The sequence below is a fragment of the Streptomyces sp. NBC_00885 genome (assembly GCF_045207475.1).
Taxonomy (GTDB): domain Bacteria; phylum Actinomycetota; class Actinomycetes; order Streptomycetales; family Streptomycetaceae; genus Streptomyces.
The window spans coordinates 7,035,970-7,059,439 of sequence record NZ_CP108796.1 but is presented as its reverse complement, the minus strand read 5'-3'; the positions used below and the strand labels follow the sequence as shown (position 1 = coordinate 7,059,439).

Below are 23,470 nucleotides of genomic sequence, written 5' to 3'. Positions count from 1 at the left end.
GGAGTACCCGTGGCTATCCGCGTCCTACTGGTCGACGACCAACCGCTGCTGCGCACCGGCTTCCGGATGATCCTGGAGGCGGAGCAGGACATCGCGGTGGTCGGCGAGGCCGGGGACGGTCTGCAGGCCCTCGACCAGGTGCGTGCGCTGCAGCCCGATGTGGTGCTGATGGACATCCGGATGCCCCGCATGGACGGTGTCGAGGCGACCCGTCAGATCACCGGCCCCGGACGGGACGGCCCGGCGAAGGTGCTGGTGCTGACCACCTTCGACCTCGATGAGTACGTGGTGGAGGCGCTGCGGGCGGGGGCGAGCGGCTTCCTGCTGAAGGACGCGCCCGCCAATGAGCTGGTCCAGGCGATCCGGGTGGTCGCGGCGGGCGAGGCGATGCTCGCGCCGAGCATCACCCGCAGGCTTCTCGACAAGTACGCGGACCATCTGCCCTCGGGCGAGGAGCCGGTCCCGGACACGCTGCACACCCTGACCGAGCGCGAGGTGGAGGTGCTCAAGCTGGTCGCGCGGGGGCTGTCCAATGCCGAGATCGCGGCGGATCTTTTCGTCAGTGAGACGACCGTCAAGACGCATGTCGGCCATGTGCTGACGAAGCTGGGCCTGCGGGACCGGGTACAGGCCGCGGTGTACGCGTACGAGAGCGGTCTGGTGCGCCCCGGCGCGCAGTAGTTCTCGCGCGGTATCGCGGTATCTCTACGCAACACAGCGAGCGGCGGCGGGCATCAGCCCGCCGCCGCCCGGTTGTTCAGGAACGGTCACCCGGTGCCGCGGCCCAGCTCCCACAGCTGCAGGTCCGAGCTGGAGTTGACCACGCGCTCGACGCCGGTGACGCCGGTGCGGGCCGCCACGTACTGCTTGCCCTGCCACAGCGGCAGGAAAGGCACGTCGTTGGCGACGATCTCCTGTATCTGCGTGAAGGCCTGGGACGCGGAGGTGCGGTCGGCGGCCTTCCGCGACTGCGGGATGAGTTCCCGCGCCTCGGTGCTCACGTACGGGGTGTTGAGGAAGTTGCCCTTGTCCAGGAACGGCGCGATGAAGCTGTCCGGGTCCGGGAAGTCGGGGAACCAGCCCATTCCGTAGACCGCGTACTCACCGCGCTTCTGGGCGGGGACGAACTTCGACCACTCGGTGCCCTCGACGGTGACGTCGAAGAGCTTGGTGGCGTTCAGCTGCTGCTTGAGCGCCTCGAACTCCTTGGCCGTACCGGCGCCGTAGTGGTCGGTCGTGTAGTGGAGCTTCAGCTTCACCGGGGTGGTGATGTCGGCCTTGCGCAGCAGCTCCGCGGCCTTCTTCTGGCTCGGCTCGCCGTACTTGTTGTAGAAGGAGTTGGTGTGCGCCCCGATGCTCGCCGGGATGAGCGAGTAGAGCGGCTCGGCGGTGGAGCCGTACACCTTGCCCGCGATGTGGCCACGGTCGACGACAGCGGCCATGGCCTGCCGGACGGCCTTCTCCTTCACCGACGGGTCGTTGGTGTTGAAGGCCAGGTAGCGGATCTCCAGGCCCGGCATCTCGGTGAGCTCGATGCCTTCCTTCGGGCTCTCGGACATGCTCTTGATCTGCTCGGGCGACATCGCCCTGGTCATCATGTCGATGTCGCCGGACTCGAGCGCCTTGCCCATCGCGTCGGAGTCGGCGAAGGACCGCAGCTCAACCTTGTCGTTGCGGAGCTTGATGTCACCCGTGTAGTTGGGGTTCTTGTTGAAGGTGACCTTGGCGACGTGGCCGTCCTTGGTCTCGGCCTTCATGGTGTACGGGCCGGAGCCGTCGAGCTGGAAGCCCTCGCGGAGCTTCTTGCCCTCGTACTTCTCCTTGCTGACGATGGCGGCAACGGGCGTCGACAGCTTGTACGGGAAGGTCGCGTCCGGCGTGGCGAGGTGGAAGACCACCTCGTCGCCGTTGGCTTCGATCGTGTCGATATTCGCGAGGAGGGAGGCCACTCCACTGTCGGCGTTGATGTCCAGGACACGCTGGATGGAGAACTTCACGTCCTCGGCGGTGATGGCACTGCCGTCGGCGAACTTCAGCCCGCTGCGCAGCTTGCAGCGGTAGCTCTCGCTGACCTTGTCCGTGAAGTCGCACGACTGGGCCGCTTCGGGCACCGGCGCGCCGCCGCCGCGCGGGGCGTGCATCAGCGTCTGGACGGTCTGCCGCAGCACGCTCCACGAACCGGTGTCGTAGGCGTAGGCCGGGTCGAGCGGCGCGGGCGCGTCCTTGGTGGCGATGAACTGGTCCGTGGTGCCCACGACGATGGCGTCACCCCCGCCGGACCCGCCTTTCGCCCCGCCGCAGGCGACAAGCACTGGCGCGAGCAGGCCGACCAAGGCCGGCAGCACCAAAGTCTTACGGTTCATCCTGGACGTTCTCCTCATCCGGCACTGGGATACAGCGATGTCTTCGGGAGCCTTGGTCGCGGCCACCCGTTCGGAGCGGTGCGACCGGGTCGGGGAAACAGAGCGATCGGCACTGAGTTCCCCATGACTGGGTGGCGCCGAGACACATCGATGATGCGACGAAGTTCTCGCGACGAGATTAGTCGGCAACGCCAGGAAAGCGTGACCGGGCCCGAGTTGGGGGCGTATTCGCTCAGTGATCGGTTATGCCTGTGAGTGGATGCCCCCACGGTGGAACGATTCGTATACATCTCCACCAATGCGGACACAATGGCGCGTCCCGCACCCGCGGAAGGGGTATGGAGTGGTCCGGACCAACATCACCCAGGCCACTCACAGTGACGAACGTCACGCCGTGAATTCTGCACCAACGGCACCGGATAACCGTCCGCCCTCGTCACGGAAAAGGCATGCTCGGCTGCCCAGAGTTTCCACTGCATTCGAGAAACACGGACAGTACATGCATCAGTTCATCGTGGTGATGAGCGTGCGCAGAAATCCAAGGTCCACTTCTTCGAGCGACCGTACGACCAGACGCCCGTCGGCAGGCGCGATCGGGTGCACGGACGGCACGGCCACCACCCGGCAGCCCGCGGCCTCGGCGGAGGCGACACCGGTGGCTGTGTCCTCGATGACCGCGCATCTCGCGGGCACGGCCCGCAGTCCGCGCGCGGCCAGCAGATAGGGGTCGGGGTGCGGCTTCGTGCGCGGCACCTCGTCGCCCGCTACCGACAGTGCGAAGTTGTGCGGGCCGAGTGAGGCGAGGACGCGGTCGATGATGCGGCGGTGGGAGGCGGAGACCAGCGCGGTGGGCACATTGTGCCTGGCCAGCTCGGCCAGCAGCCGTTCGGCGCCCGGCATCATGGGCACGCCGCGCCCGATCCGGTCCTCGAAGCGATCGTTGAGCAGCACAGTCAGCTCGGCGAGCGTGATGACCGCGCCGGTCGCCTCGATGAGGTACGCGGCACTGCGCGTCATGGGGCCGCCGACCACCACATCCCGCCATGCCTCGTCGAGATCGTGGCCGAGGTCGGCGAAGACGTCCACCTCCGCGTCCCACCAGAAGCCTTCGGTGTCCACAAGGGTGCCGTCCATGTCGAGAAACACGGCCTGAAGGGCAGAGCCTTCCGCCGAACGGGTCAGGGACGCGGGGACCGTACTGGTCATCCGGCACACCTCCACTAGGGACGAGAAGGCCGGCCGCCTCCCAAGTGGGGAAGGCAACCGGCCTGCACTGGACCGACAAGTCTACGTCTCGGGCGGCTAACGTGCGTTGAAGTACTTCGCCTCGGGGTGGTGGATCACGATCGCGTCGGTGGACTGCTCGGGGTGGAGCTGGAACTCCTCCGAGAGCTGGACGCCGATCCGCTCGGGCTCCAGCAGCTCGGCGATCTTCGCCCGGTCCTCCAGGTCCGGGCACGCTCCGTAACCGAGCGAGAAGCGCGCACCCCGGTACTTCAGGGCGAACATGTCCTCCACATCGGCCGGGTCCTCGCCGCCGAAGCCGAGCTCGGCACGCACCCGGGCGTGCCAGTACTCGGCCAGCGCCTCCGCCAACTGGACGGACAGGCCGTGCAGTTCGAGGTAGTCGCGGTACGAGTCCGACTCGAAGAGCTCTGCCGTGGCTTCACCGATCTTCGAGCCGACGGTGACGACCTGAAGCCCCACGACGTCCCGCTCGCCGGACTCCTCGGGCCGGAAGAAGTCGGCGAGGCACAGGCGGCGGCCGCGACGCTGGCGGGGGAAGGAGAAGCGGGTGCGCTCGGAGCCGTCCTCGTTCAGCAGGATCAGGTCGTCGCCCTTGGACACGCACGGAAAGTAGCCGTAGACGACGGCCGCCTCCAGCAGGTTCCGGGTGTGCAGCTGGTCCAGCCAGCCACGCAGCCGCGGCCGTCCCTCGGTCTCGACGAGCTCCTCGTAGGTCGGTCCGTCGCCGGCGCGGGCCTGCTTGAGGCCCCACTGGCCCTTGAACAGCGCGCCCTCGTCCAGCCAGGACGCGTACTCCTTGAGCTGGATGCCCTTGATCACCCGGGTGCCCCAGAACGGCGGCTCGGGGACCGGGTTGTCGATGGCGACGTCGGAGCGCACGGCGCCCTCTTCCGGGCGCTCCTCGACCACGGCGTTCGTCGTGGCGCGCACGCGGCGCTGCTTGAGCTCGGGCAGGGCCGCCCCGGGGACGCCGCGCTTGACCGCGATCAGCGCGTCCATCAGACGCAGCCCCTCGAAGGCGTCGCGCGCGTAGCGAACCTCGCCCTCGTAGATCTCATGCAGGTCCTGCTCGACATACGCCCTGGTCAGCGCCGCTCCGCCGAGGATGACCGGGTAGTCGGCGGCCATCTTGCGCTGGTTGAGCTCCTCCAGGTTCTCCTTCATGATCACCGTGGACTTCACCAGCAGGCCGGACATGCCGATCACATCGGCGCGGTGCTCTTCGGCCGCCTCCAGGATCGCCGAGACCGGCTGCTTGATGCCCAGGTTGACGACGTTGTAGCCGTTGTTGGAGAGGATGATGTCGACGAGGTTCTTGCCGATGTCGTGGACGTCGCCGCGGACGGTCGCGAGGACGATGGTGCCCTTGCCCTCCGCGTCGGACTTCTCCATGTGCGGTTCGAGGTAGGCGACCGCGTTCTTCATGACCTCGGCGGACTGCAGGACGAACGGCAGCTGCATCTGGCCGGAGCCGAAGAGCTCACCGACGACCTTCATGCCGTCCAGCAGCGTCTCGTTGACGATGTCGAGGGCGGGGCGGGTCTGGAGCGCCTCGTCGAGGTCGGCCTCCAGGCCGTTCTTCTCGCCGTCGATGATGCGGCGTGCCAGGCGCTCGTCCAGCGGCAGGGCGAGGAGCTCCTCGGCCTTGCCCGCCTTCATCGACTTCATGTTGACGCCCTCGAAGAGCTCCATGAGCTTCTGCAGGGGGTCGTAGCCCTCGCTGCGGCGGTCGTAGATCAGGTCCAGGGCGACCTTGACCTGCTCCTCCTCGAGACGCGCGATGGGAAGGATCTTAGATGCGTGCACGATGGCCGAGTCGAGGCCTGCCTTGACGCACTCGTCGAGGAACACGGAGTTGAGGACGACCCGGGCGGCCGGGTTCAGGCCGAAGGAGATGTTCGACAGACCCAGCGTGGTCTGCACATCGGGGCGGCGACGCTTGAGCTCACGGATCGCCTCGATGGTGGCGATGCCGTCCTTGCGGGACTCCTCCTGGCCGGTGCAGATCGTGAAGGTCAGCGTGTCGATGAGGATGTCGCACTCGTGCACGCCCCAGTTGCCGGTCAGGTCGTCGATGAGCCGCTCGGCGATGGCGACCTTGTTCTCGACCGTACGGGCCTGGCCCTCTTCGTCGATGGTGAGCGCGATGAGCGCGGCGCCGTGCTCGGCCGCGAGCCCGGTGACCTTCGCGAACCGCGACTCGGGCCCGTCCCCGTCCTCGTAGTTGACGGAGTTGAGGACCGCGCGGCCGCCCAGCTTCTCCAACCCGGCCCGAAGGACGTCGACTTCGGTGGAGTCGAGCACGATGGGGAGCGTGGACGCGGTGGCGAAACGGCCGGCCAGTTCCTCCATGTCGGCGACGCCGTCCCGGCCCACGTAGTCGACGCAGAGGTCGAGCATGTGCGCGCCCTCGCGGATCTGGTCCCTGGCCATCTCCACGCAGTCGTCCCAGCGGCCGTCCAGCATGGCCTCGCGGAACTTCTTGGACCCGTTGGCGTTCGTCCGCTCGCCGATGGCCATGAAGGAGGTGTCCTGGCGGAACGGCACGGTCTGGTAGAGGGACGCGGCGCCCGGCTCGGGGTGCGGCTCGCGCTCGGTGGGCGCGAGATCGCGTACGCGCTCGACGACCTGACGCAGATGCTCCGGGGTCGTACCGCAGCAGCCGCCAACCAGGGAGAGGCCGTATTCGCGTACGAAGGTCTCCTGCGCGTCGGCCAGCTCGCCCGCCGACAGGGGGTAGTGCGCGCCGTTCTTGCCGAGCACCGGCAGGCCCGCGTTCGGCATGCAGGACAGCGGGATGCGGGAGTGCCGGGCGAGGTAGCGCAGGTGCTCGCTCATCTCGGCCGGGCCGGTGGCGCAGTTCAGGCCGATCATGTCGATGCCCAGCGGCTCCAGCGCCGTCAGCGCCGCGCCGATCTCCGAGCCAAGCAGCATCGTGCCGGTCGTCTCGACGGTCACGGAGCAGATGAGGGGGAGGTTGGTGCCGGTCGCCTCCAGGGCGCGGCGGGCGCCCAGGACGGCGGCCTTGGTCTGGAGCAGGTCCTGGGTGGTCTCCACCAGGAGGGCGTCGGCGCCGCCCGCGATCATGCCTTCGGCGTTCTGCTGGTAGGCGTCGCGCAGCTTCACGTACGGGGCGTGTCCCAGGGTCGGCAGCTTGGTGCCCGGTCCCATCGAGCCCAGCACCCAGCGCTGCTGCCCGGTGGACGCCGTGAACTCGTCGGCGGCCTCGCGTGCGATCCGCGCGCCGGACTCGGAGAGCTCGAAGACCCGCTCGGGGATGTCGTACTCGCCGAGGGCCGCGAGGTTCGCACCGAAGGTGTTCGTCTCGACGCAGTCGACGCCGACCTCGAAATAGGCCGAATGGACGGACCGGACGATGTCCGGGCGGGTCACATTCAGGATTTCGTTGCAGCCTTCGAGGTTCTCGAAGTCCTCGAGTGTCGGGTCCTGGGCCTGGAGCATCGTGCCCATCGCCCCGTCGGCTACGACCACTCGGGTGGCGAGCGCTTCGCGAAGGGCGTCGATTCGGGTCCGGCTGTCAGCGGAAGGGGTCGGCAGCGAGGCCATGGATGTGCTCCCTGGGATGCGACGGCTGTCGGCTTTGCGCCCTCCGGTGGAAGGCGCACGGAGCCAGCCTAGCCGTGCCTGCCGAAACAGGGCGTGGCCGTCCCACGGGACGGGACAGCATCATGTCCTCGCCGCACCAAAATGGCCTTTCGGCCGCGAAGGATTCACTCTGTGGTGACCAAGGTCGGCATCGACCGATAGTGTTCAGCATTGTCGAACCGCAGTGAGAAGGGCCGAGCGATGGCGAAAAACATCCAGTCACTCGAGCGGGCGGCGGCGATGCTGCGACTGCTCGCGGGCGGGGAACGCCGACTGGGCCTGTCGGACATCGCTTCCTCGCTCGATCTTGCCAAGGGCACCGCCCATGGCATTCTGCGCACGCTGCAGGCCGAGGGCTTCGTCGAACAGGACGCGGCATCCGGCCGCTACCAGCTGGGGGCCGAGCTGCTCAGGCTCGGCAACAGCTATCTGGACGTCCACGAGCTGCGTGCCCGCGCTCTGGTCTGGACGGACGACCTGGCGCGTTCCAGCGGCGAGAGCGTCCATCTCGGGGTGCTGCACCAGCACGGCGTGCTCATCGTGCACCACGTTTTCAGGCCCGACGACAGCCGCCAGGTGCTGGAGGTGGGGGCCATGCAGCCGCTGCACTCCACCGCGCTGGGCAAGGTGCTCTCGGCGTTCGACCCGGTGGCCCACACCGAGGTCATGGAGGTGGAGCGCAAGAGCTTCACCCCGCGGACGGTGACCGGCGTGGAGGAGTTCGAGCTGGTGCTCGACCACACCCGGGCCCGGGGCTGGGCGGCGGATGTGGAAGAGACCTGGGAGGGCGTGGCCGCGGTCGCCGCCCCCATCCACGACCGGCGCCGGATGCCTGTCGGGGCTGTCGCCATCACAGGTGCGGTCGAACGGGTATGCAGCGCGGGCGAGTTGCGGTCGGAGCTGGTCGCGGCAGTACGGGACTGCGCACGCTCGGTTTCGCGCGATCTCGGCGCAGGGCGATTCTGACCGTTCTGTCGCATCATCGATAACGATCCGATTTTCGGCCACACAACCCTTGACGTCGTGTTAACCCTGGGGCAAAACTGCCGTGCATCGGTCGGCATTGCCGAACACCTACCGGCAATACACGCTAGAGTGTGGCAACGCCAAGCCGAGAACGCCCTCACCTGAGGGCGCGGACCACCGGAGGGACCCGGGGTTCGCCTTCCCCCGAAGGACAAAGGAGTCGCGGGTGTCCAACTCCGACATCTTCATCGGCGAGATCATTGGTACCGCCGTTCTCATCCTGCTCGGCGGCGGCGTGGTCGCCGCAGTCGTACTCAAGCGCTCGAAGGCGCAGAACGCCGGCTGGCTGGCCATCACCTTCGGGTGGGGCTTCGCGGTTCTGATCGCGGTCTACATGACGGGCACACTGTCCGGCGCCCACCTGAACCCGGCTGTCACCGTCGGCATCGCGATCAAGGACAGTGACTGGAGCAATGTTCCGGTCTACATCGCCGGACAGATGGTCGGCGCCATGCTCGGTGCCGCCCTGGTCTGGATCACGTACTACGGACAGTTCCAGGCTCACCTCACGGACCCGGAGATCATCTCCGCGCCTCCGCACGAGGAAGGTCTCGTCAGCGAAGAGGCCGCGCCGAAGGCCGGCCCGGTGCTCGGTGTCTTCTCCACCGGACCGGAGGTCCGCGTGGTGTGGCAGAACCTGGCCACCGAGATCATCGGCACCACGGTGCTCGTCCTCGCGGTACTCACACAGGGCCTCAACGACAGCGGCAAGGGTCTGGGCGTCATCGGCGGACTGATCGTCGCGCTCACCGTGGTCGGCATCGGCCTCTCGCTCGGCGGCCCGACGGGCTACGCAATCAACCCCGCCCGCGACCTGGGCCCGCGTATCGTGCACGCCCTGCTTCCGCTGCCCAACAAGGGCGGCTCGGACTGGGGCTACGCCTGGATCCCCGTCGTCGGACCGCTGGCCGGCGGAGCCCTCGCGGCGGGTATCTACAACCTCGCGTTCGCCTAAGCCCTCCCTTCGATCTCGCAGGAGCACCCCGTGACCGACGCACACACCACCGGCCCGTTCATCGCGGCCATCGACCAGGGCACCACCTCCAGCCGCTGCATCGTCTTCGACACCGACGGCCGTATCGTCTCCGTCGACCAGAAGGAGCACGAGCAGATCTTCCCGAAGCCGGGCTGGGTGGAGCACAACGCCGCCGAGATCTGGACCAACGTCCAGGAGGTTGTCGACAGCGCCGTCGCGAAGGCGGGCATCACCTCCGCCGACGTCAAGGCCATCGGCATCACCAACCAGCGCGAGACCACCGTCCTGTGGGACAAGAACACCGGCGAGCCGGTGCACAACGCTCTCGTCTGGCAGGACACCCGTACCGACGCGCTCTGCAAGGAGCTCGGCCGCAACGTGGGCCAGGACCGCTTCCGGCGCGAGACGGGCCTTCCCCTCGCCTCGTACTTCGCCGGACCGAAGATCCGCTGGCTGCTCGACAACGTCGAGGGCCTGCGGGAGCGCGCCGAGCGCGGCGAGATCCTCTTCGGCACCATGGACTCCTGGGTCATCTGGAACCTGACCGGCGGCGTCGACGGCGGCCACCACGTCACCGACGTCACCAACGCCTCGCGCACCATGCTGATGAACCTGCACACCCTCGACTGGGACGAGAAGATCCTCCAGTCGATGGACGTGCCGGCCGCGGTGCTGCCGGAGATCCGCTCCTCCGCCGAGGTGTACGGAGTCGCCAAGGGCGGCGCCCTCGCCGGTGTGCCGGTCGCCTCGGCGCTCGGTGACCAGCAGGCGGCGCTCTTCGGCCAGACCTGTTTCTCCGAGGGCGAGGCCAAGTCCACGTACGGCACCGGCACCTTCATGCTGATGAACACCGGTCACGAGCCCGTCAACTCGTACAACGGCCTGCTGACGACCGTCGGCTACCGGATCGGCGACCAGCCCCCCGTGTACGCGCTGGAGGGTTCCATCGCCGTCACCGGTTCGCTGGTGCAGTGGATGCGCGACCAGATGGGCCTGATCAGCACTGCCGCGGAGATCGAGACTCTCGCGCTGAGTGTCGAGGACAACGGCGGCGCCTACTTCGTACCGGCCTTCTCCGGACTGTTCGCCCCGTACTGGCGCGACGACGCCCGCGGGGTGATCGCCGGCCTGACCCGCTATGTCACCAAGGCGCACATCGCGCGTGCCGTGCTCGAGGCCACCGCCTGGCAGACCCGCGAGATCAGTGACGCCATGACCAAGGACTCCGGCGTCGAGCTGACCGCGCTCAAGGTCGACGGCGGCATGACCTCCAACAACCTGCTGATGCAGACCCTCTCGGACTTCCTGGACGCACCGGTGGTGCGCCCGATGGTCGCCGAGACGACCTGCCTCGGCGCTGCCTACGCCGCCGGCCTCGCCGTCGGCTACTGGCCGGACACCGACGCGCTGCGCGCCAACTGGCGCCGGGCCGCCGAGTGGACCCCCCACATGGAAGCGGCCCAACGGGACCGCGAGTACAAGAGCTGGCTCAAGGCCGTCGAGCGGACCATGGGCTGGCTCGAAGACGACGCTGACGAGGAGTAATTCGAGATGACCACCCTGCAGAGCGTCCCTGCCCTGGGGACGCACCCGGCCGGCTCCCTTCCGAGCCGCGCCGAGACTCGGGAGCACCTTTCCAAGGCGACATACGACCTCCTGGTGATCGGCGGCGGCATCCTGGGCATCTCCACCGCCTGGCATGCGGCGCAGTCCGGGCTGCGGGTGGCTCTGGTGGACGCCGGCGACTTCGCCGGCGCCACCTCATCCGCCTCCTCCAAGCTCCTCCACGGCGGTCTGCGCTATCTGCAGACCGGCGCGGTGAAGCTGGTCGCGGAGAACCACTTCGAACGGCGCGCGGTCTCCCGCCAGGTGGCCCCCCACCTGGCGAACCCGCTCACCTTCTATCTGCCCGTCTACAAGGGCGGACCGCACGGCGCGGCGAAGCTCGGCGCGGGCGTCTTCGCCTACTCCGCGCTCTCCGCGTTCGGTGACGGCGTCGGCCATGTCATCAGCGCGTCCAAGGCGCAGCGCGACGTTCCCGAACTGCGTACGGAGAACCTGAAGGCCGTTGCCGTGTACGGCGACGACCAGATGAACGACTCCCGGATGGCGCTGATGACCGTCCGCGCGGCCGTCGCCTCAGGCGCCACCGTGCTCAACCACGCCGAGGTCACCGGCCTGCGCTTCACCAGGGGCCGGGTCACGGGCGCGGAGCTCAAGGACCGCATGGACGGCACAGAGTTCGGCGTCAGCGCGCGTCTCGTACTCAACGCCACCGGGCCCTGGGTCGATCACCTGCGCACAATGGAGGACCCGAACGCGGCCCCGTCCATCCGGCTGTCCAAGGGCGCGCACCTCGTGCTCAAGCGCACCTCGCCCTGGAAGGCCGCGCTCGCGACCCCGATAGACAAGTACCGCATCACCTTCGCCCTCCCTTGGGAGGACATGCTGCTGCTCGGCACGACGGACGAGGAGTACGAGGGCGATCCGGCGGACGTCGCGGTCAACGACAAGGACGTCACGCAGATCCTGGACGAGGCCGCGTTCTCCATCCGCGACCAGCAGCTGTCCCGCGATCTGATCACGTACTCCTTCGCGGGTCTGCGGGTGCTCCCCGGCGGTCCCGGCAACACCTCGAAGGCCAAGCGCGAGACGGTCGTCACCGAGGGCCGCGGCGGCATGCTGTCGGTGGCCGGCGGCAAGTGGACGACCTTCCGCCACATCGGCCGCACCGTGATGAACAAGCTGGCCGCCCTGCCCGGGCAGCCGCTGGCCGACGACATGGAGCCGATCTCGCGGCTGCCGAAGAAGGTCCCGCTGCCCGGTATCGCCAACCCGAACGCGGTGGCGCACCGGCTGCTGGTCGACGGCGGTACGCCGGGCCCGCGGATGGCCGCGGACACGGCGCGCCACCTCGCCACGCACTACGGCTCGCTCTCCTTCGACATCGCCCGGCTCGCCAACGACGACCCGGCGCTGGCCGAGCGCATCCACCCGGACGCTCCGGAGATCTGGGCGCAGGTCGTGTACGCGCGTGACCACGAGTGGGCCGAGACGGCCGACGATGTGCTGCGCCGTCGTACGACGCTGACGATCCGGGGTCTCGCGACGGACGAGATCCGGAGCAAGGTCGAGGATCTGCTCGGCAAGTAGCGCAGGTTGGTAAGGGGCGGTCGCTTGGGCGGCCGCCCCTTACGCATGCTCCCTGGGCGACGCATAATGAGGCCGATACATCGGATGTATGGAGGTGGCCCATGGCCGTAACCGACGAGGCCATCGAGAAGATCAAGGGAATGATCGTCTCGGGTGCGCTGCGCCCCGGCGACCGCCTCCCCAAGGAGAGCGAACTCGCCGCCGAGCTGGGCCTGTCCCGCAACTCACTGCGTGAGGCGGTGCGCGCGCTGTCCCTGATCCGCATCCTCGATGTGCGGCAGGGCGACGGCACGTATGTCACCAGCCTGGACCCGCAGTTGCTGCTCGAGGCGCTGAGCTTCGTCGTGGACTTCCACCGGGACGACACCGTGCTGGAGTTCCTGGCCGTACGCCGCATCCTGGAGCCCGCCGCCACGGCGATGGCCGCGACGCGGATCAGCGAGCGCGAACTGGACGTACTGAGCGCGCAGTTGGACGCGCTGGGGCCGCAGCCATCGGTGGAGGAGCTGGTCGCCGCCGACCTCGAATTCCACCGCGGAATCGTCCGGTCGTCGGGCAATTCGGTGCTGTGCTCCCTGCTGGACTCTCTCTCAGGTCCGACAACCCGGGCCCGCGTGTGGCGCGGCCTGACCCAGGAGGACGCGGTCGGCCGCACGCTCCACGAGCACCGGGCGATTCTTTCGGCGCTGCGGGAGGGGGACGGGGAGGCGGCGAGGTCGTGGGCGACGGTGCATATCGCCAGCGTGGAGCAGTGGCTGAGGTCCACGCTGTAGGTCGCCTGCGGCGGGCTTTGCCCCCACCCCGCCCCTTCCCGAACTGGGGGCAAGCCCCCAGACCCCCGAACGCGCTTCGCGCGTGTCCTCAAACGCCGGACGGGCTGAATAATTCAGCCCGTCCGGCGTTTGAGGAGCGGGGTCCGGGGCGGAGCCCCGGTTACGGGAAGGGGCGGGGTGGGGGAAACGCCCGCCGCAGGCGCAGGCCCTGCAGTCCGCCGTCGACCGCGAGGGCCGTGCCCGTGACGGCGGCCGCGGCAGGGCTGGCGAGATACACGATGGCCGCGGCGACCTCGTCCGCCGCGACCAGGCGTCCGGTGGGCTGGCGGGCTTCCAGGGCGGCGCGTTCGGCGGCGGGGTCGTCGGCCCGGTCGAGCAGGCGGCCGATCCATGGGGTGTCGGTGGTGCCGGGGTTGACGCAGTTGACGCGGATTCCCTCGCGCACATGGTCGGCGGCCATGGCGAGTGTGAGGGAGAGGACGGCGCCCTTGCCGGCGCTGTAGAGGGCACGCTGGGGCAGCCCGGCGGTGGCGGCGACGGAGCAGGTGTGGGTGATCGAGACATGGCCCGGGCGCTCGGCGGCCGCGCGGCGCAGATGCGGCAGGGCGTGCCGGGCGACGCGCACCATGCCGAGGACATTGATGTCGAGGACGCGCTGCCATTCCTCGTCGTCGTTGTCGGCGACGGTTCCGACGGCGCCGACACCGGCGTTGGAGACGAGGGTGTGCAGCGCGCCGAACTCCGTGGCCGCCCGGTCGACCGCGCGGCGTACGGCCTCGTCGTCGGTCACGTCGGCCTGGAGGGCGAGGACACCGCCGGGCACTCCCGCGATCTCCCGGTCGAGTACGGCGACCCGCGCCCCGCGGCTGAGGAGCAGCCTCGCCACGGCGGCCCCGATGCCCGATGCACCGCCGGTCACCACTGCGGCCAGTGACTCGAAGTCCCTCGGCTGCGTCATGAGTTGACCTCCTCCGTGGCGCGCCGGGCCTGCCAGAGGGGCCCGTGCGGATAGCTGTGGGCGGCGATCGACTCGGGGAACATGCGGGCGGAGAAGCCCGGGGCGCGCGGGGCGACATAGCGTCCGGAGTCGATCACGGCGGGGTCGGTGAAGTGCTCGTGCAGGTGGTCGACGTACTCGATGACGCGGTCCTCCCAGCTGGCGGAGACGGCGACGTAGTCGAACATGGCCAGATGCTGGACGAGTTCGCACAGTCCTACGCCGCCGGCGTGCGGGCAGACGGGGACCTGGTACTTGGCGGCGAGCAGCAGGACGGCGAGGTTCTCGTTGACGCCGGCGACGCGGGCGGCGTCGATCTGAACGAAGTCGACGGCCCCTGCCTGGAGCAGCTGTTTGAACACGACCCGGTTGGCGGCGTGTTCGCCGGTGGCGACCTTGACGGGCTGGCCAGCGCGTACGGCGGCATGGCCGAGGATGTCGTCGGGGCTGGTCGGTTCCTCGATCCAGTGGGGTTCGTACGGCGCGAGCGCGGTCATCCAGCGCACCGCATCGCCGACGTCCCAGCACTGGTTGGCGTCCACGGCGATGCGTATGGACGGTCCGACGGCGGCGCGGGCGAGCTTCATACGCCGGATGTCGTCGTCGATGTCCCCGCCGACCTTCAGCTTGATCTGGCCGAATCCGTCGGCGACGGCCTCCTTGGCGAGTCGCACGAGTTTTTCGTCGGAGTGGCCGAGCCAGCCCGGCGACGTGGTGTACGCGGGGTAGCCCCGTTCGCGCAGCCGCGCGGCCCGTTCGGCCCTGCCCGGCTCGGCCGCCCGGAGGATGGCCAGGGCTTCGTCGCGGGTGAGGACATCGGTGAGATAGCGGAAGTCGACGAGCGAGACCAGCTCTTCGGGGCTCATCGAGGCGAGGAACTCCCAGACGGGCTGTCCCGCGCGCTTGGCCGCCAGGTCCCAGGCGGCGTTGACGACCGCGCCGGCCGCCATGTGCATCACGCCCTTCTCCGGGCCGAGCCAGCGCAGCTGCGAGTCATGGGTCAGCTCGATGTGGAGCGCGGCGAGGTCGGCTGCGGTCCGAGGGGCCGGGCGTCCGACGACATAGGGGCGAAGCGCCTCGATGGCGGCGGCGGTGACATCGTTTCCGCGCCCGATGGTGAAGCAGAAGCCGTGTCCCTCCGCCCCGTCGGTCGCACGGATCACCACATAGGCGGCGGAATAGTCGGGGTCGGGGTTCATGGCATCGGAGCCGTCGAGCTGTTGCGAGGTGGGGAAGCGGATGTCGTGAACCTCGAACTGGGTGACGGTCTGGCTCATACACGCACCCCCGCGGGTAGAACATCGGACCTCTGCCGGTCATCCGATGTATAGCGCCGCTCACGGGCCACCGTCCAGGCCCAGGACCGTATTCTCGTGCACAGCTCGGATGAATCGAGGGGTGAGTACGGGGGTTCTCCGACGTATGCCCTATAGAGCGGAAGTTCACCCTGCCGTGCACGGGGGCTGCGGCCGGGCACCAGGTAAGCCGTAAGGTTGGGGCGTAGACAAGGGAACTTCGGAAGGAGGCACTGGGTGATCGAGCTCGAGGGGGTACCCGAGCTGATCGACCCGGTCATGGTGGCCGCGTTCGAGGGCTGGAACGACGCCGGCGACGCCGCCTCCACCGCGGTCGCACACCTGGACCGGGAGTGGAAGGGCGAGGTGTTCGCGGCGCTCGACGCCGAGGACTACTACGACTTCCAGGTCAACCGACCCACGGTGTGGCTGGACGGCGGGGTACGGAAGATCACCTGGCCCACCACCCGGCTCTCCGTGGTCCGCATCGGCGGCGACAAGCCACGCGACCTGGTGCTCGTACGCGGCATCGAGCCATCCATGCGCTGGCGCTCGTTCTGCAACGAGATTCTGGGCTTCGCCCATGAGCTGGGCGTCGAGATGGTGGTGATTCTGGGCGCGCTGCTCGGCGACACCCCGCACACCCGGCCGGTGCCGGTCAGCGGGATCACCTCGGACCCGGACCTGGCCAGGACCATGGATCTGGAGGAGACCAGATACGAGGGTCCGACCGGGATCGTCGGCATTCTCCAGGAGGCCTGCACCCACGCGGGTGTTCCGGCGGTGAGCCTGTGGGCCGCGGTGCCGCACTATGTGTCGCAGCCGCCCAATCCCAAGGCGACGCTGGCGCTGCTCAACCGCCTGGAGGACCTGATCGGTCTGCGGATCCCGCTGGGTGAACTGGCCGAGGACGCCCGGGCGTGGCAGCTCGGCGTGGACCAACTGGCCGCCGAGGACAGCGAAGTGGCGGAGTACGTCCAGACGCTGGAGGAGGCGCGGGACACCGCGGAGCTTCCCGAGGCCACGGGCGAGGCGATCGCCCGCGAATTCGAACGGTATCTGCGGCGGCGCGACGGCGGTCCGGGGCATGCGACCGACGGCGGCGAGGGCGGTTCCTATCTGCGCGACACCTCCAGCGGGCGCACCCGGCCGCCAATGCCGCCCCGTGCGGAGCCCGAGGCCGACGCGGACGGCGATACCGGCGACGAGGACGATTCGTCGGAGGACTGAGTGCGGCACTGAGGCCGGGACATGAGAGCGGGGCGGCACCTCATCGGTGCCGCCCCGCTCCCGTCAGGTGCTCAGACCTGATCCACCGCTACGGCGTCGTAGGTCGTAGCGGGTGTGGGCTCCACATCGAAGCGGGCGTTGGGCAGATAGATCCGCTCGCCCCAGGCGGCAGCCGTGGTGGGGATCTTGAAGCGCGGGTCGGTGATACGCGCGATCGCCGTGCCGCGGGTGCCGGACTGGTTGAGCAGCAGCACGTCGATGGCGTTCTGCTGCTGCTGTACGACGTAGAGCGTGCGGCCGAGCAGCAACAGGCCATCTCCGTTGGGGAGTTTGGTGCCGCCGATGTCGACGCTGCGGGCAACTCCTGTGCGCGGTTCGACGCGCATCAGACCTCCGCCGCCGGCAAAGGCGTTGACCAACAGCAGCCCGCTGCCGTCCGGTGTGCGCTCGATGCCGTTGGCCGTGAAGCTCGGGCCCTGCTGCCAGTCGCCGGTCAGCGGGACGGTGGTCACCGCGTCACCAGGGTCGCCGTGCCGGTCCAGTGGGAGCCGGTAGATCTGTGGTGCGAACGAATCCGTGAACCAGGCGGCGCCCGGCGTGAGGATCACGTCGTTGACGAAGGTGGAGGCCGAGCCGACGGTAAAGGTCTTCAGCAGCTTCCCCGACCGGACATCGGCGACGCGGATCTCCCGGCTCGGGCCGCCGCTGAGGAACAGCAGGCGCTCGCGCCGGTCGATTTTCAGTCCGATGACGGGGTGAGCGGCGCCGCCGCCCTGGCTGATGACGCGTCCACGGCCCGTGGCCAGGTTCGCTCGGTAGATGTCGCCATTCGCTATCGATCCGAAATAGGCGCAGGGACTCTTTCCAATGGTGATGCCCTCGGGCTGAAAGCCATTCGGCAACGGGATTTGGGTGGGCCATCGCGCCCCGGTGGATTCGGCCGCGCGCGCCACCCCTTCGAGAGGGGCGAGCAGAGCCGCGCCGCCGAGTGCGGCGAGGGCCCCGAGAACTCTTCGACGTGCTAAGGGACCGTTCATTGAGCGTCCTTCCGACACACGTTCCACAGACGCTCTCACCTCAGCACACACCACACGACTCTGCAGTGTTTGGCCGAATTGCGGCGTGACATCGCCTTCAAGCCGAAATGCACGGGCTGCCCAACCAGCTTGAATTCAAACGTATTTCGCGCAGCGGGGTGGACGTACCGCGGTGTCGGTAGCAGGGTGGCCACCGGCAGCACGGAGCACAGCCACGGAGCACGCACCCGGCACAGACACGGAGCACGCACCCGAAGGGAGCGGTCACCGCGATGACCGATCAGGCACTCCCAGGTCAGGGCCCCGGAACGACGGGCCCTGGACCCGACGGAGCTGGATTCACCTATCAAGGAGCCGAGCCGGAGCTGATCGTCGTCGCACGGGCCGAGGCCCGGCTGCGCGCCGGCACGGATCGCGTACGGTCGGCCTCCGGGGCGGACCTCTCCGCCCTCAACATGTTCCTCAGCGACGAACAGCTCGCCCTGGAGCCGCTGTTCGGCAACGAGGAGCGGACCCGGTCCGCCCTGCCCTCGCCGCCCGCCGGGCCGGCCGGACGGGGCGCCATGCCGGACCTCTCGCTCTTCTATCGCGTACGGGGCGGGGGCGACCGGGCCGACCGGGCCCTGGAGCTGACCGCCCGGCTTGCGGCCCTCCCCGAGATCGAGACGGCGTACGTCAAGCCCGGCGCCGTGCCCGCACGGACGGCACCACAGGGCCCGCCGGCGCCGCCCGCCCTGACGGAAGAGGCCAAGCGGCTCAAGGAGGGCGCGCCCGCGACCCCCGACTACACCGGCCGCCAGGGCTATCTGCGGTCCGCGCCCGAAGGAGTGGACGCGTACTGGTCCTGGCAGCGTCCCGGCGGCTCCGGACAGGGTGTCACCGTCGTCGATGTCGAGGGCGCCTGGCAGCTGGGCCACGAGGACCTGGCGGACAGGCTCGCGGGCATCGTCGTCGGCAATCCGGTCCAGGACGTCGCCTGGCGCAACCACGGCACGGCGGTCCTCGGCGTGATCGGCGGCGACCGCGACGAGAAGGGCATCACCGGGATCGCTCCGGAGGCGGTGACCGCGGCCGCCTCGTTCCAGGGCACCGGCTCGGCCGCGGCCATCCACGCGGCGGCCGAACGGCTCTCCCCCGGCGACATCCTCCTCGTCGAACTCCACCGGCCGGGACCGCGGTTCGACTTCGAGGAGCGCGACGACCAGCGCGGTTACATCGCGCTGGAGTGGTGGCCGGACGACTGCGCGGCGATCCGCTGGGCGAGCGAGAAGGGCGTCCTGGTCGTGGAGGCGGCGGGCAACGGCGCCGAGAGTCTGGACGACGCGCTGTACGAGCGCAGGCCCGACGAGTTCCCCGAGTGGTGGCGCAACCCCTTCAACCCGTCGAACCAGTCGTCCGGGGCGATCCTCGTCGGAGCGGGCGCTCCCCCGCCCGGGACGCACGGCCGCGACCACGGTCCCGACCGCTCGCGGCTGGCGTTCTCCAATTACGGGGCGCGTATCGACGCCCAGGGCTGGGGCCGCGAGGTCACCACGACCGGCGGTTTCTGGGACCGGGCGGGTGATCTCCAGGGCGGCGCCGAGGAGATCGCCTGGTACACCGACACCTTCTCGGGCACCTCGTCCGCCTCGCCGGTCGTGGTCGGCGCGCTGGCCTGCCTGCAGGGCATCCTCAGGGCGGCACAGCTCGCCGCGATGAGCCCCGAGCAGGCGCGCGACGTCCTGCGCAGGACCGGTTCGCCGCAGCAGGACGCCCCGGGACGGCCCGCCTCGCAGCGGATCGGCAACCGCCCCGACATCAAGGCCGCCGTCACCCACCTGATCCCGGCCTCGGTCGGCTCGGGCCGGGCGGAGCGGTACTGGGACGAGCTGCTGCCGTATCCCCGTGAACTTCCGCCGCGCATGAGGCTGTTCGTGGCCGGCGCGTGGCGCAACCTCAACCACCCCGCCCCCGACATCCGCCAGGCGGTCCATGCCGCCTTCGCGGGGGGACGGCCGGACGTTCGCGTCTGGTACTCGGACGACGAGGTCGTGGGCCTGGTCGTCGCTGGATGAACCGCCGGATCAACCGCCGGATCAACCGCCGGAGGAAATCGAAAGGGAAGGTGAACATCGCATGAGCACCACCCCGCAGATGAACCCCAGCACCATGAGCCAGCAGTACGGACAGCAGCAGTACGCGCAGCAGGGCGCGAGCACGGCACCGCCCCAGATGGGCCTCCAGAGCCAGCAGAGCCACATCCCGCTCGCACAGGAGATGCAGCAGCTCAGCCAGCAGCAGCCCTACCAGCACCTGCTCCAGCAGTTGGCCGGGCAGCAACACCAGCAGCAGCAGCCGCTGGTGCTGCCGGGCGCGGTCGACAGCCAGGCCATCACGAGCGGTATCGCGACGAAGTTCTGGGACGTCGTGACCCCGCTGCCCGGCCAGCCGTCCATCCTCTACCTGTTCATCAACAACGGCTGGCGCCGGCTGGTCAACCCCAACGCGGTGACGCATGACGAGGTCCAGGAAGCCTTCGCCTTCGGGCAGCAGGTCATCGGGATCTACGAGTCGACGAACGACGTCATCCAGGCCGTCATCGTGAACAAGCAGTAGCGCCAACTCCCGCACAGAGGGCGCCGGGTGGGCAAGGGACCACCCGGCGCCCGATCATGCTCCGGCCACGTACCTACGCGCAGCTGAAGCGGGCTGCCGCCCAGTCGCCGTGGTCGCCCGACTTCGAGCCGTTCGTGTCGGTGACCTTCAGCCGCACATGCCGCGCCCCGACGAGCGGCACATCGACCGGTACGGTCGCCGACGCGCCCGTCACCTTGGGCGAGGTCCACAGCACCTTGCCGTCCGCCTCGACCGAGAAGGCCACCTCCCCATAGCCGTTGATCTCGTCGTCGATGCCGACGTCGGCGGTCAGCGCGGTGCAGCGTCCGCCGAGATAGACCTCGATGTCGGAGTCGGCATGGGCGCCGATTCCCTTCTCGTACGTCTTGCCCGCCAGGGTCAGTACGTGCCCGTCCGCCGCGCCCGACTCGCCGTTGCTGCGGTCGCGTTCGGCGGGACCGTAGCCGTTGGCCGCGGTGAGCCAGAGAAGATCGCTCGCCCACGCGTCCGCGACCGGCGGCTGCGGCATCACCCCGACCGCGAACCGCTGGAGTGACGTACGGTCGACGCCCGCCGCCCGGTGCCGAGCGAGCGCGGTCAGCGTCGCCTCGCCGGGTGTGGCGTCCTTGGCCGGAGTGACGGCCACCTCGACGCGCCGCGTGGTCCCTGCCGGGATACGGTCCACGGTCTGGGCCGGGCTCACCTGCCAGCCGGCCGGGGTGTTCAGCGAGACCTGGACCGCGGTGGCGTCCCGGGTGCCCGCCGTGACGTCGACGGCGACCGTGCCCGCGACGCCCGCGCCGAGCTCCTGACCGGCCGGGACGGCGAGGGTGGCGGCGGCTGTGGCCACCGTGCCGCCGACGGCGCTGGTGTCCTTCAGCTCAAGGCCGAAGCTCCGGTCGGTGCGCAGGGACGGCGTCTTGACGATCACCACTCCGCCGCGGTCGTCCCGGTCGTACCACCAGCCCTGCGCGGCCTTCTCGTACTCCGCCTTCGAGCTCAGTCTCGGCAGCGCGCGGCCGTCGAGTGCGACCCTGCTCGGCGCGTCGCCGGTGTGCACGCTGAAGCGGTACGGGCGTGTGGCCTGCTTGCCCGTGAACTGCCCCTGGCTCGCCCCGATCCGGACGGTCACATCGCCGGCTCCACCGCTCGGCGCGGCCACGTCGGCGCGCTGGGTGGCGTACTTCCCCGCGCGGTGCTCGCGCGTGACGCCGTCGTCCTCGTACATCGTGAAGGACGAGCGCCCCTGCGGGTAGATGTCCCAGGCGAGCGGGGAATCGGCCGTGCGGTCCGCGTACGAGCGGATGCCCGGCCACATCGGGACGGCAGCCCCGGCCTTCACGAAGAGCGGCAGCGTGTCGAGCGGAGCGCTGTAGCCGTCGACGGTGACCGGCCCCTCGTAGGTCCGTCCGCTCCAGTAGTCGATCCAGGTGCCCTTGGGCAGATAGACCCCGTCCCGCTTGACGGCGTCCTGGTAGACGGGCGCGACCAGGAAGTCCTCACCGCTCAGGAACTCGTACTTGGCCGCGTCCGTGGCCGCCTTGGGGTCGTCCGGGTACTCCAGGGCGAGCGGCCTGGCCAGTCCCACGCCCGTGCTCGTCGCCTCGTGCGCGTAGGAGTAGATGTACGGGAGCAGGGACTCGTGCAGCTTGAGATAGCCGCGGTTGACGGAGGTGTACGGCTCTCCGTACCGGAAGGGCTGCTTGTCGTGAGGCGCCCAGCCGTCCATGGTCATCGTGACCGGCAGGAACATCTTCCACTGCAGATCGCGGGTGTACGTCTTGGGGCTGCCGCCGAAGATCCCGTCCACGTCGCCCGTGGTGTACGCGAGACCGGACATGCTCGCGCCCGCGTAGGTCGGGATCTGCCAGCGGATGTACTCCCAGTTGCCCGACTGGTCGCCTGACCACTGCACTCCGCAGCGCTGCGCGCCCGACCAGCTCTCCGGCGCCCAGGTGAAGCCGCGGGCGTCGCTGTTGTCCTCGATCCCCTTGTGCGCGTCCTTGCAGCCGTCGAGCGCGAACTTGTAGCCCTCGCCGACCCAGGCGACATCGAGTTTGGCGACGCGCTGGCCCGCCCTGACCTGCTCGGCGAGCTTGCCGATGCCGTCCTCGGTCCACAGGCCCATCTGCATCTTGCGGTCCCCAAGGCCCTGGCCGGTCTCCGCCAGGTTCTCGTAGCCGCACCCGTAGCCGTCGTTGACGAGCATCCAGCCGCCTGGCATGTCGTTCTGGACGTAGCCGTCGGCGACCTTGAGTGCGTCGAGGGTGTGGCGCTCGCCGCGGTTGGCGTTGTGCAAGTAGCAGTCGGCGTCGCCGATTTCGAGGCCGTAGACGGGCGGCATGAAGGGCTTGCCGGTCAGCCTCGTGTACTGGCCGATGACGTCCTTGGCGCTCGGGCCCGCGAAGTAGTAGGCGTCGAAACGCTGTTCCTTGGCGGTGGCCGTCACCGGTTCGTCGAAGACGTACGTATTGGGCGCGTACGTGTTGCGGTAGACGCCGTAGCCGGCCGAAGAGAGGTAGAACGGCACGGAGTTGGGATGCCCGCCGTCGTTCCAGTTGTAGTCGACGCCGACCTCGACGGTCTTGCCGCGATGGGAGGTGTTGCCGCGGCCGTTCTGCATTCCGGCGCCGTAGTACTGCTCGTCGGCGCCGCGGGCCAGGGTCTGGGTGGTCCTGTCCTGATTCCAGGTCAGGCCCTTGGTCTCGGCCCAGAGCAGGGTGCCGTCGGCCCGGTGGAGGGCGAAGCGGAGCGGCGACTTGTACGCGCGCAGCGTGACCTTGGAGGTGCCCAGTTCGTACCGGTCGCCTCTGTCGCGCCAGGTGGTCGCGGGCGGGGCGCCCTGGGGCAGGACGATGTCCGTGCCGGTGGGGTCGGTGAACGTGCCGTCCGGGGCGAGTTCGATACGGAAGGTCTCGGCGGAGACGAAGCTGACGCGGGCGGTGGAGCGGCCGGCGGTCAGCCGGAAGACGGCTCCGTCGTGAGCGAACCCGGTGACGTCACCGACCGTCGTGTCGGCCGGTTCGGCCTGTGCGCCCGTGACCTGCGGCACAAGGGCGGCGAACAGACCGAGGAGCGCGGCAACGACCGCTGATCTGAAGCGTTTTGGGGATCTCATGGCGCTGTGTGTAACGCGTTGCCGCGTACATGACCATGGACTTGTGTCCGGCC

General features: G+C 69.2%; 16 protein-coding genes. 9 read left to right on the top strand and 7 right to left on the bottom strand.

Going from position 1 to position 23,470, the window contains the following annotated elements; all coding sequences use genetic code 11:
• Window positions 1–9 precede the first annotated feature (9 nt).
• Window positions 10–681, top strand: a complete 672-nt coding sequence (locus OHA61_RS32090; protein WP_142216181.1) for a response regulator transcription factor — start codon at window positions 10–12, stop codon at window positions 679–681.
• Between the two features lie 86 nt (window positions 682–767).
• On the opposite strand, the gene OHA61_RS32085 is transcribed toward OHA61_RS32090, so the two are convergent.
• The 3 genes from OHA61_RS32085 to metH form a co-directional block, all read right to left on the bottom strand.
• Window positions 768–2,363, bottom strand: coding sequence for an ABC transporter substrate-binding protein (locus OHA61_RS32085; RefSeq protein WP_406305970.1), 1,596 nt, complete (start codon window positions 2,361–2,363; stop codon window positions 768–770).
• Between the two features lie 504 nt (window positions 2,364–2,867).
• Window positions 2,868–3,569: an HAD family hydrolase gene (locus tag OHA61_RS32080; protein ID WP_406305969.1), complete on the bottom strand. Its 702-nt coding sequence runs from the start codon at window positions 3,567–3,569 to the stop codon at window positions 2,868–2,870.
• Between the two features lie 96 nt (window positions 3,570–3,665).
• On the bottom strand, window positions 3,666–7,178 hold the full coding sequence (gene metH, locus OHA61_RS32075; protein ID WP_406305968.1) for a methionine synthase: 3,513 nt from the start codon (window positions 7,176–7,178) through the stop codon (window positions 3,666–3,668).
• 240 nt (window positions 7,179–7,418) lie between these two features.
• Here metH and OHA61_RS32070 point away from each other — a divergent pair, with 240 nt between their 5' ends.
• The 5 genes from OHA61_RS32070 to OHA61_RS32050 all read left to right on the top strand — a co-directional run bounded on the left by OHA61_RS32070 (window position 7,419) and on the right by OHA61_RS32050 (window position 13,145).
• Window positions 7,419–8,183, top strand: coding sequence for an IclR family transcriptional regulator (locus OHA61_RS32070; protein ID WP_324972135.1), 765 nt, complete (start codon window positions 7,419–7,421; stop codon window positions 8,181–8,183).
• 226 nt (window positions 8,184–8,409) lie between these two features.
• Complete coding sequence (locus OHA61_RS32065; protein ID WP_406305967.1) at window positions 8,410–9,198, top strand: MIP/aquaporin family protein; 789 nt, start codon at window positions 8,410–8,412, stop codon at window positions 9,196–9,198.
• 30 nt (window positions 9,199–9,228) lie between these two features.
• Window positions 9,229–10,764, top strand: coding sequence for a glycerol kinase GlpK (glpK, locus tag OHA61_RS32060; protein ID WP_328679782.1), 1,536 nt, complete (start codon window positions 9,229–9,231; stop codon window positions 10,762–10,764).
• A 6-nt stretch (window positions 10,765–10,770) separates the two neighbouring features.
• On the top strand, window positions 10,771–12,372 hold the full coding sequence (locus OHA61_RS32055) for a glycerol-3-phosphate dehydrogenase/oxidase (RefSeq protein ID WP_324972125.1): 1,602 nt from the start codon (window positions 10,771–10,773) through the stop codon (window positions 12,370–12,372).
• 101 nt (window positions 12,373–12,473) lie between these two features.
• Window positions 12,474–13,145, top strand: a complete 672-nt coding sequence (locus OHA61_RS32050) for a FadR/GntR family transcriptional regulator (RefSeq protein WP_324972122.1) — start codon at window positions 12,474–12,476, stop codon at window positions 13,143–13,145.
• Window positions 13,146–13,305: 160 nt separating this feature from the next.
• On the opposite strand, the gene OHA61_RS32045 is transcribed toward OHA61_RS32050, so the two are convergent.
• Together OHA61_RS32045 and OHA61_RS32040 are read right to left on the bottom strand one after the other, a co-directional pair.
• Entirely contained in the window at window positions 13,306–14,103 is a 798-nt protein-coding gene (locus OHA61_RS32045) for an SDR family NAD(P)-dependent oxidoreductase (protein WP_406305966.1), read from the bottom strand.
• Complete coding sequence (locus tag OHA61_RS32040; protein ID WP_406305964.1) at window positions 14,100–15,419, bottom strand: enolase C-terminal domain-like protein; 1,320 nt, start codon at window positions 15,417–15,419, stop codon at window positions 14,100–14,102. The genes OHA61_RS32045 and OHA61_RS32040 overlap by 4 nt, the downstream gene beginning before the upstream one ends.
• Window positions 15,420–15,674: 255 nt before the next feature.
• On the opposite strand from OHA61_RS32040, the gene OHA61_RS32035 reads away from it, so the two are divergent.
• A complete protein-coding gene (locus tag OHA61_RS32035) occupies window positions 15,675–16,667 on the top strand; it encodes a PAC2 family protein (RefSeq protein ID WP_324972115.1) in 993 nt (330 codons plus the stop codon).
• Between the two features lie 71 nt (window positions 16,668–16,738).
• On the opposite strand, the gene OHA61_RS32030 is transcribed toward OHA61_RS32035, so the two are convergent.
• Entirely contained in the window at window positions 16,739–17,704 is a 966-nt protein-coding gene (locus tag OHA61_RS32030; RefSeq protein ID WP_406307560.1) for a superoxide dismutase, read from the bottom strand.
• Window positions 17,705–17,976: 272 nt separating this feature from the next.
• Between OHA61_RS32030 and OHA61_RS32025 the strand changes: the two genes are divergently transcribed.
• Window positions 17,977–19,758, top strand: coding sequence for a S8 family peptidase (locus tag OHA61_RS32025; protein WP_406305963.1), 1,782 nt, complete (start codon window positions 17,977–17,979; stop codon window positions 19,756–19,758).
• A 61-nt stretch (window positions 19,759–19,819) separates the two neighbouring features.
• Window positions 19,820–20,299: a hypothetical protein gene (locus OHA61_RS32020; protein WP_406305962.1), complete on the top strand. Its 480-nt coding sequence runs from the start codon at window positions 19,820–19,822 to the stop codon at window positions 20,297–20,299.
• A gap of 73 nt (window positions 20,300–20,372) precedes the next feature.
• On the opposite strand, the gene OHA61_RS32015 is transcribed toward OHA61_RS32020, so the two are convergent.
• Entirely contained in the window at window positions 20,373–23,417 is a 3,045-nt protein-coding gene (locus OHA61_RS32015; RefSeq protein ID WP_406305961.1) for an NPCBM/NEW2 domain-containing protein, read from the bottom strand.
• Window positions 23,418–23,470 lie beyond the last annotated feature (53 nt).

What these genes read in the sequence shown, in the direction of transcription:
- OHA61_RS32040 (WP_406305964.1), bottom strand. Translation starts at nt 15,419, where the DNA reads ATGAGCCAGACCGTCACCCAGTTCGAGGTTCACGACATCCGCTTCCCC.
- OHA61_RS32025 (WP_406305963.1), top strand. Translation starts at nt 17,977, where the DNA reads ATGACCGATCAGGCACTCCCAGGTCAGGGCCCCGGAACGACGGGCCCT.
- OHA61_RS32070 (WP_324972135.1), top strand. Translation starts at nt 7,419, where the DNA reads ATGGCGAAAAACATCCAGTCACTCGAGCGGGCGGCGGCGATGCTGCGA.
- OHA61_RS32020 (WP_406305962.1), top strand. Translation starts at nt 19,820, where the DNA reads ATGAGCACCACCCCGCAGATGAACCCCAGCACCATGAGCCAGCAGTAC.
- OHA61_RS32015 (WP_406305961.1), bottom strand. Translation starts at nt 23,417, where the DNA reads ATGAGATCCCCAAAACGCTTCAGATCAGCGGTCGTTGCCGCGCTCCTC.
- OHA61_RS32085 (WP_406305970.1), bottom strand. Translation starts at nt 2,363, where the DNA reads ATGAACCGTAAGACTTTGGTGCTGCCGGCCTTGGTCGGCCTGCTCGCG.
- OHA61_RS32050 (WP_324972122.1), top strand. Translation starts at nt 12,474, where the DNA reads ATGGCCGTAACCGACGAGGCCATCGAGAAGATCAAGGGAATGATCGTC.
- OHA61_RS32055 (WP_324972125.1), top strand. Translation starts at nt 10,771, where the DNA reads ATGACCACCCTGCAGAGCGTCCCTGCCCTGGGGACGCACCCGGCCGGC.
- OHA61_RS32045 (WP_406305966.1), bottom strand. Translation starts at nt 14,103, where the DNA reads ATGACGCAGCCGAGGGACTTCGAGTCACTGGCCGCAGTGGTGACCGGC.
- OHA61_RS32030 (WP_406307560.1), bottom strand. Translation starts at nt 17,704, where the DNA reads ATGAACGGTCCCTTAGCACGTCGAAGAGTTCTCGGGGCCCTCGCCGCA.
- OHA61_RS32080 (WP_406305969.1), bottom strand. Translation starts at nt 3,569, where the DNA reads ATGACCAGTACGGTCCCCGCGTCCCTGACCCGTTCGGCGGAAGGCTCT.
- metH (WP_406305968.1), bottom strand. Translation starts at nt 7,178, where the DNA reads ATGGCCTCGCTGCCGACCCCTTCCGCTGACAGCCGGACCCGAATCGAC.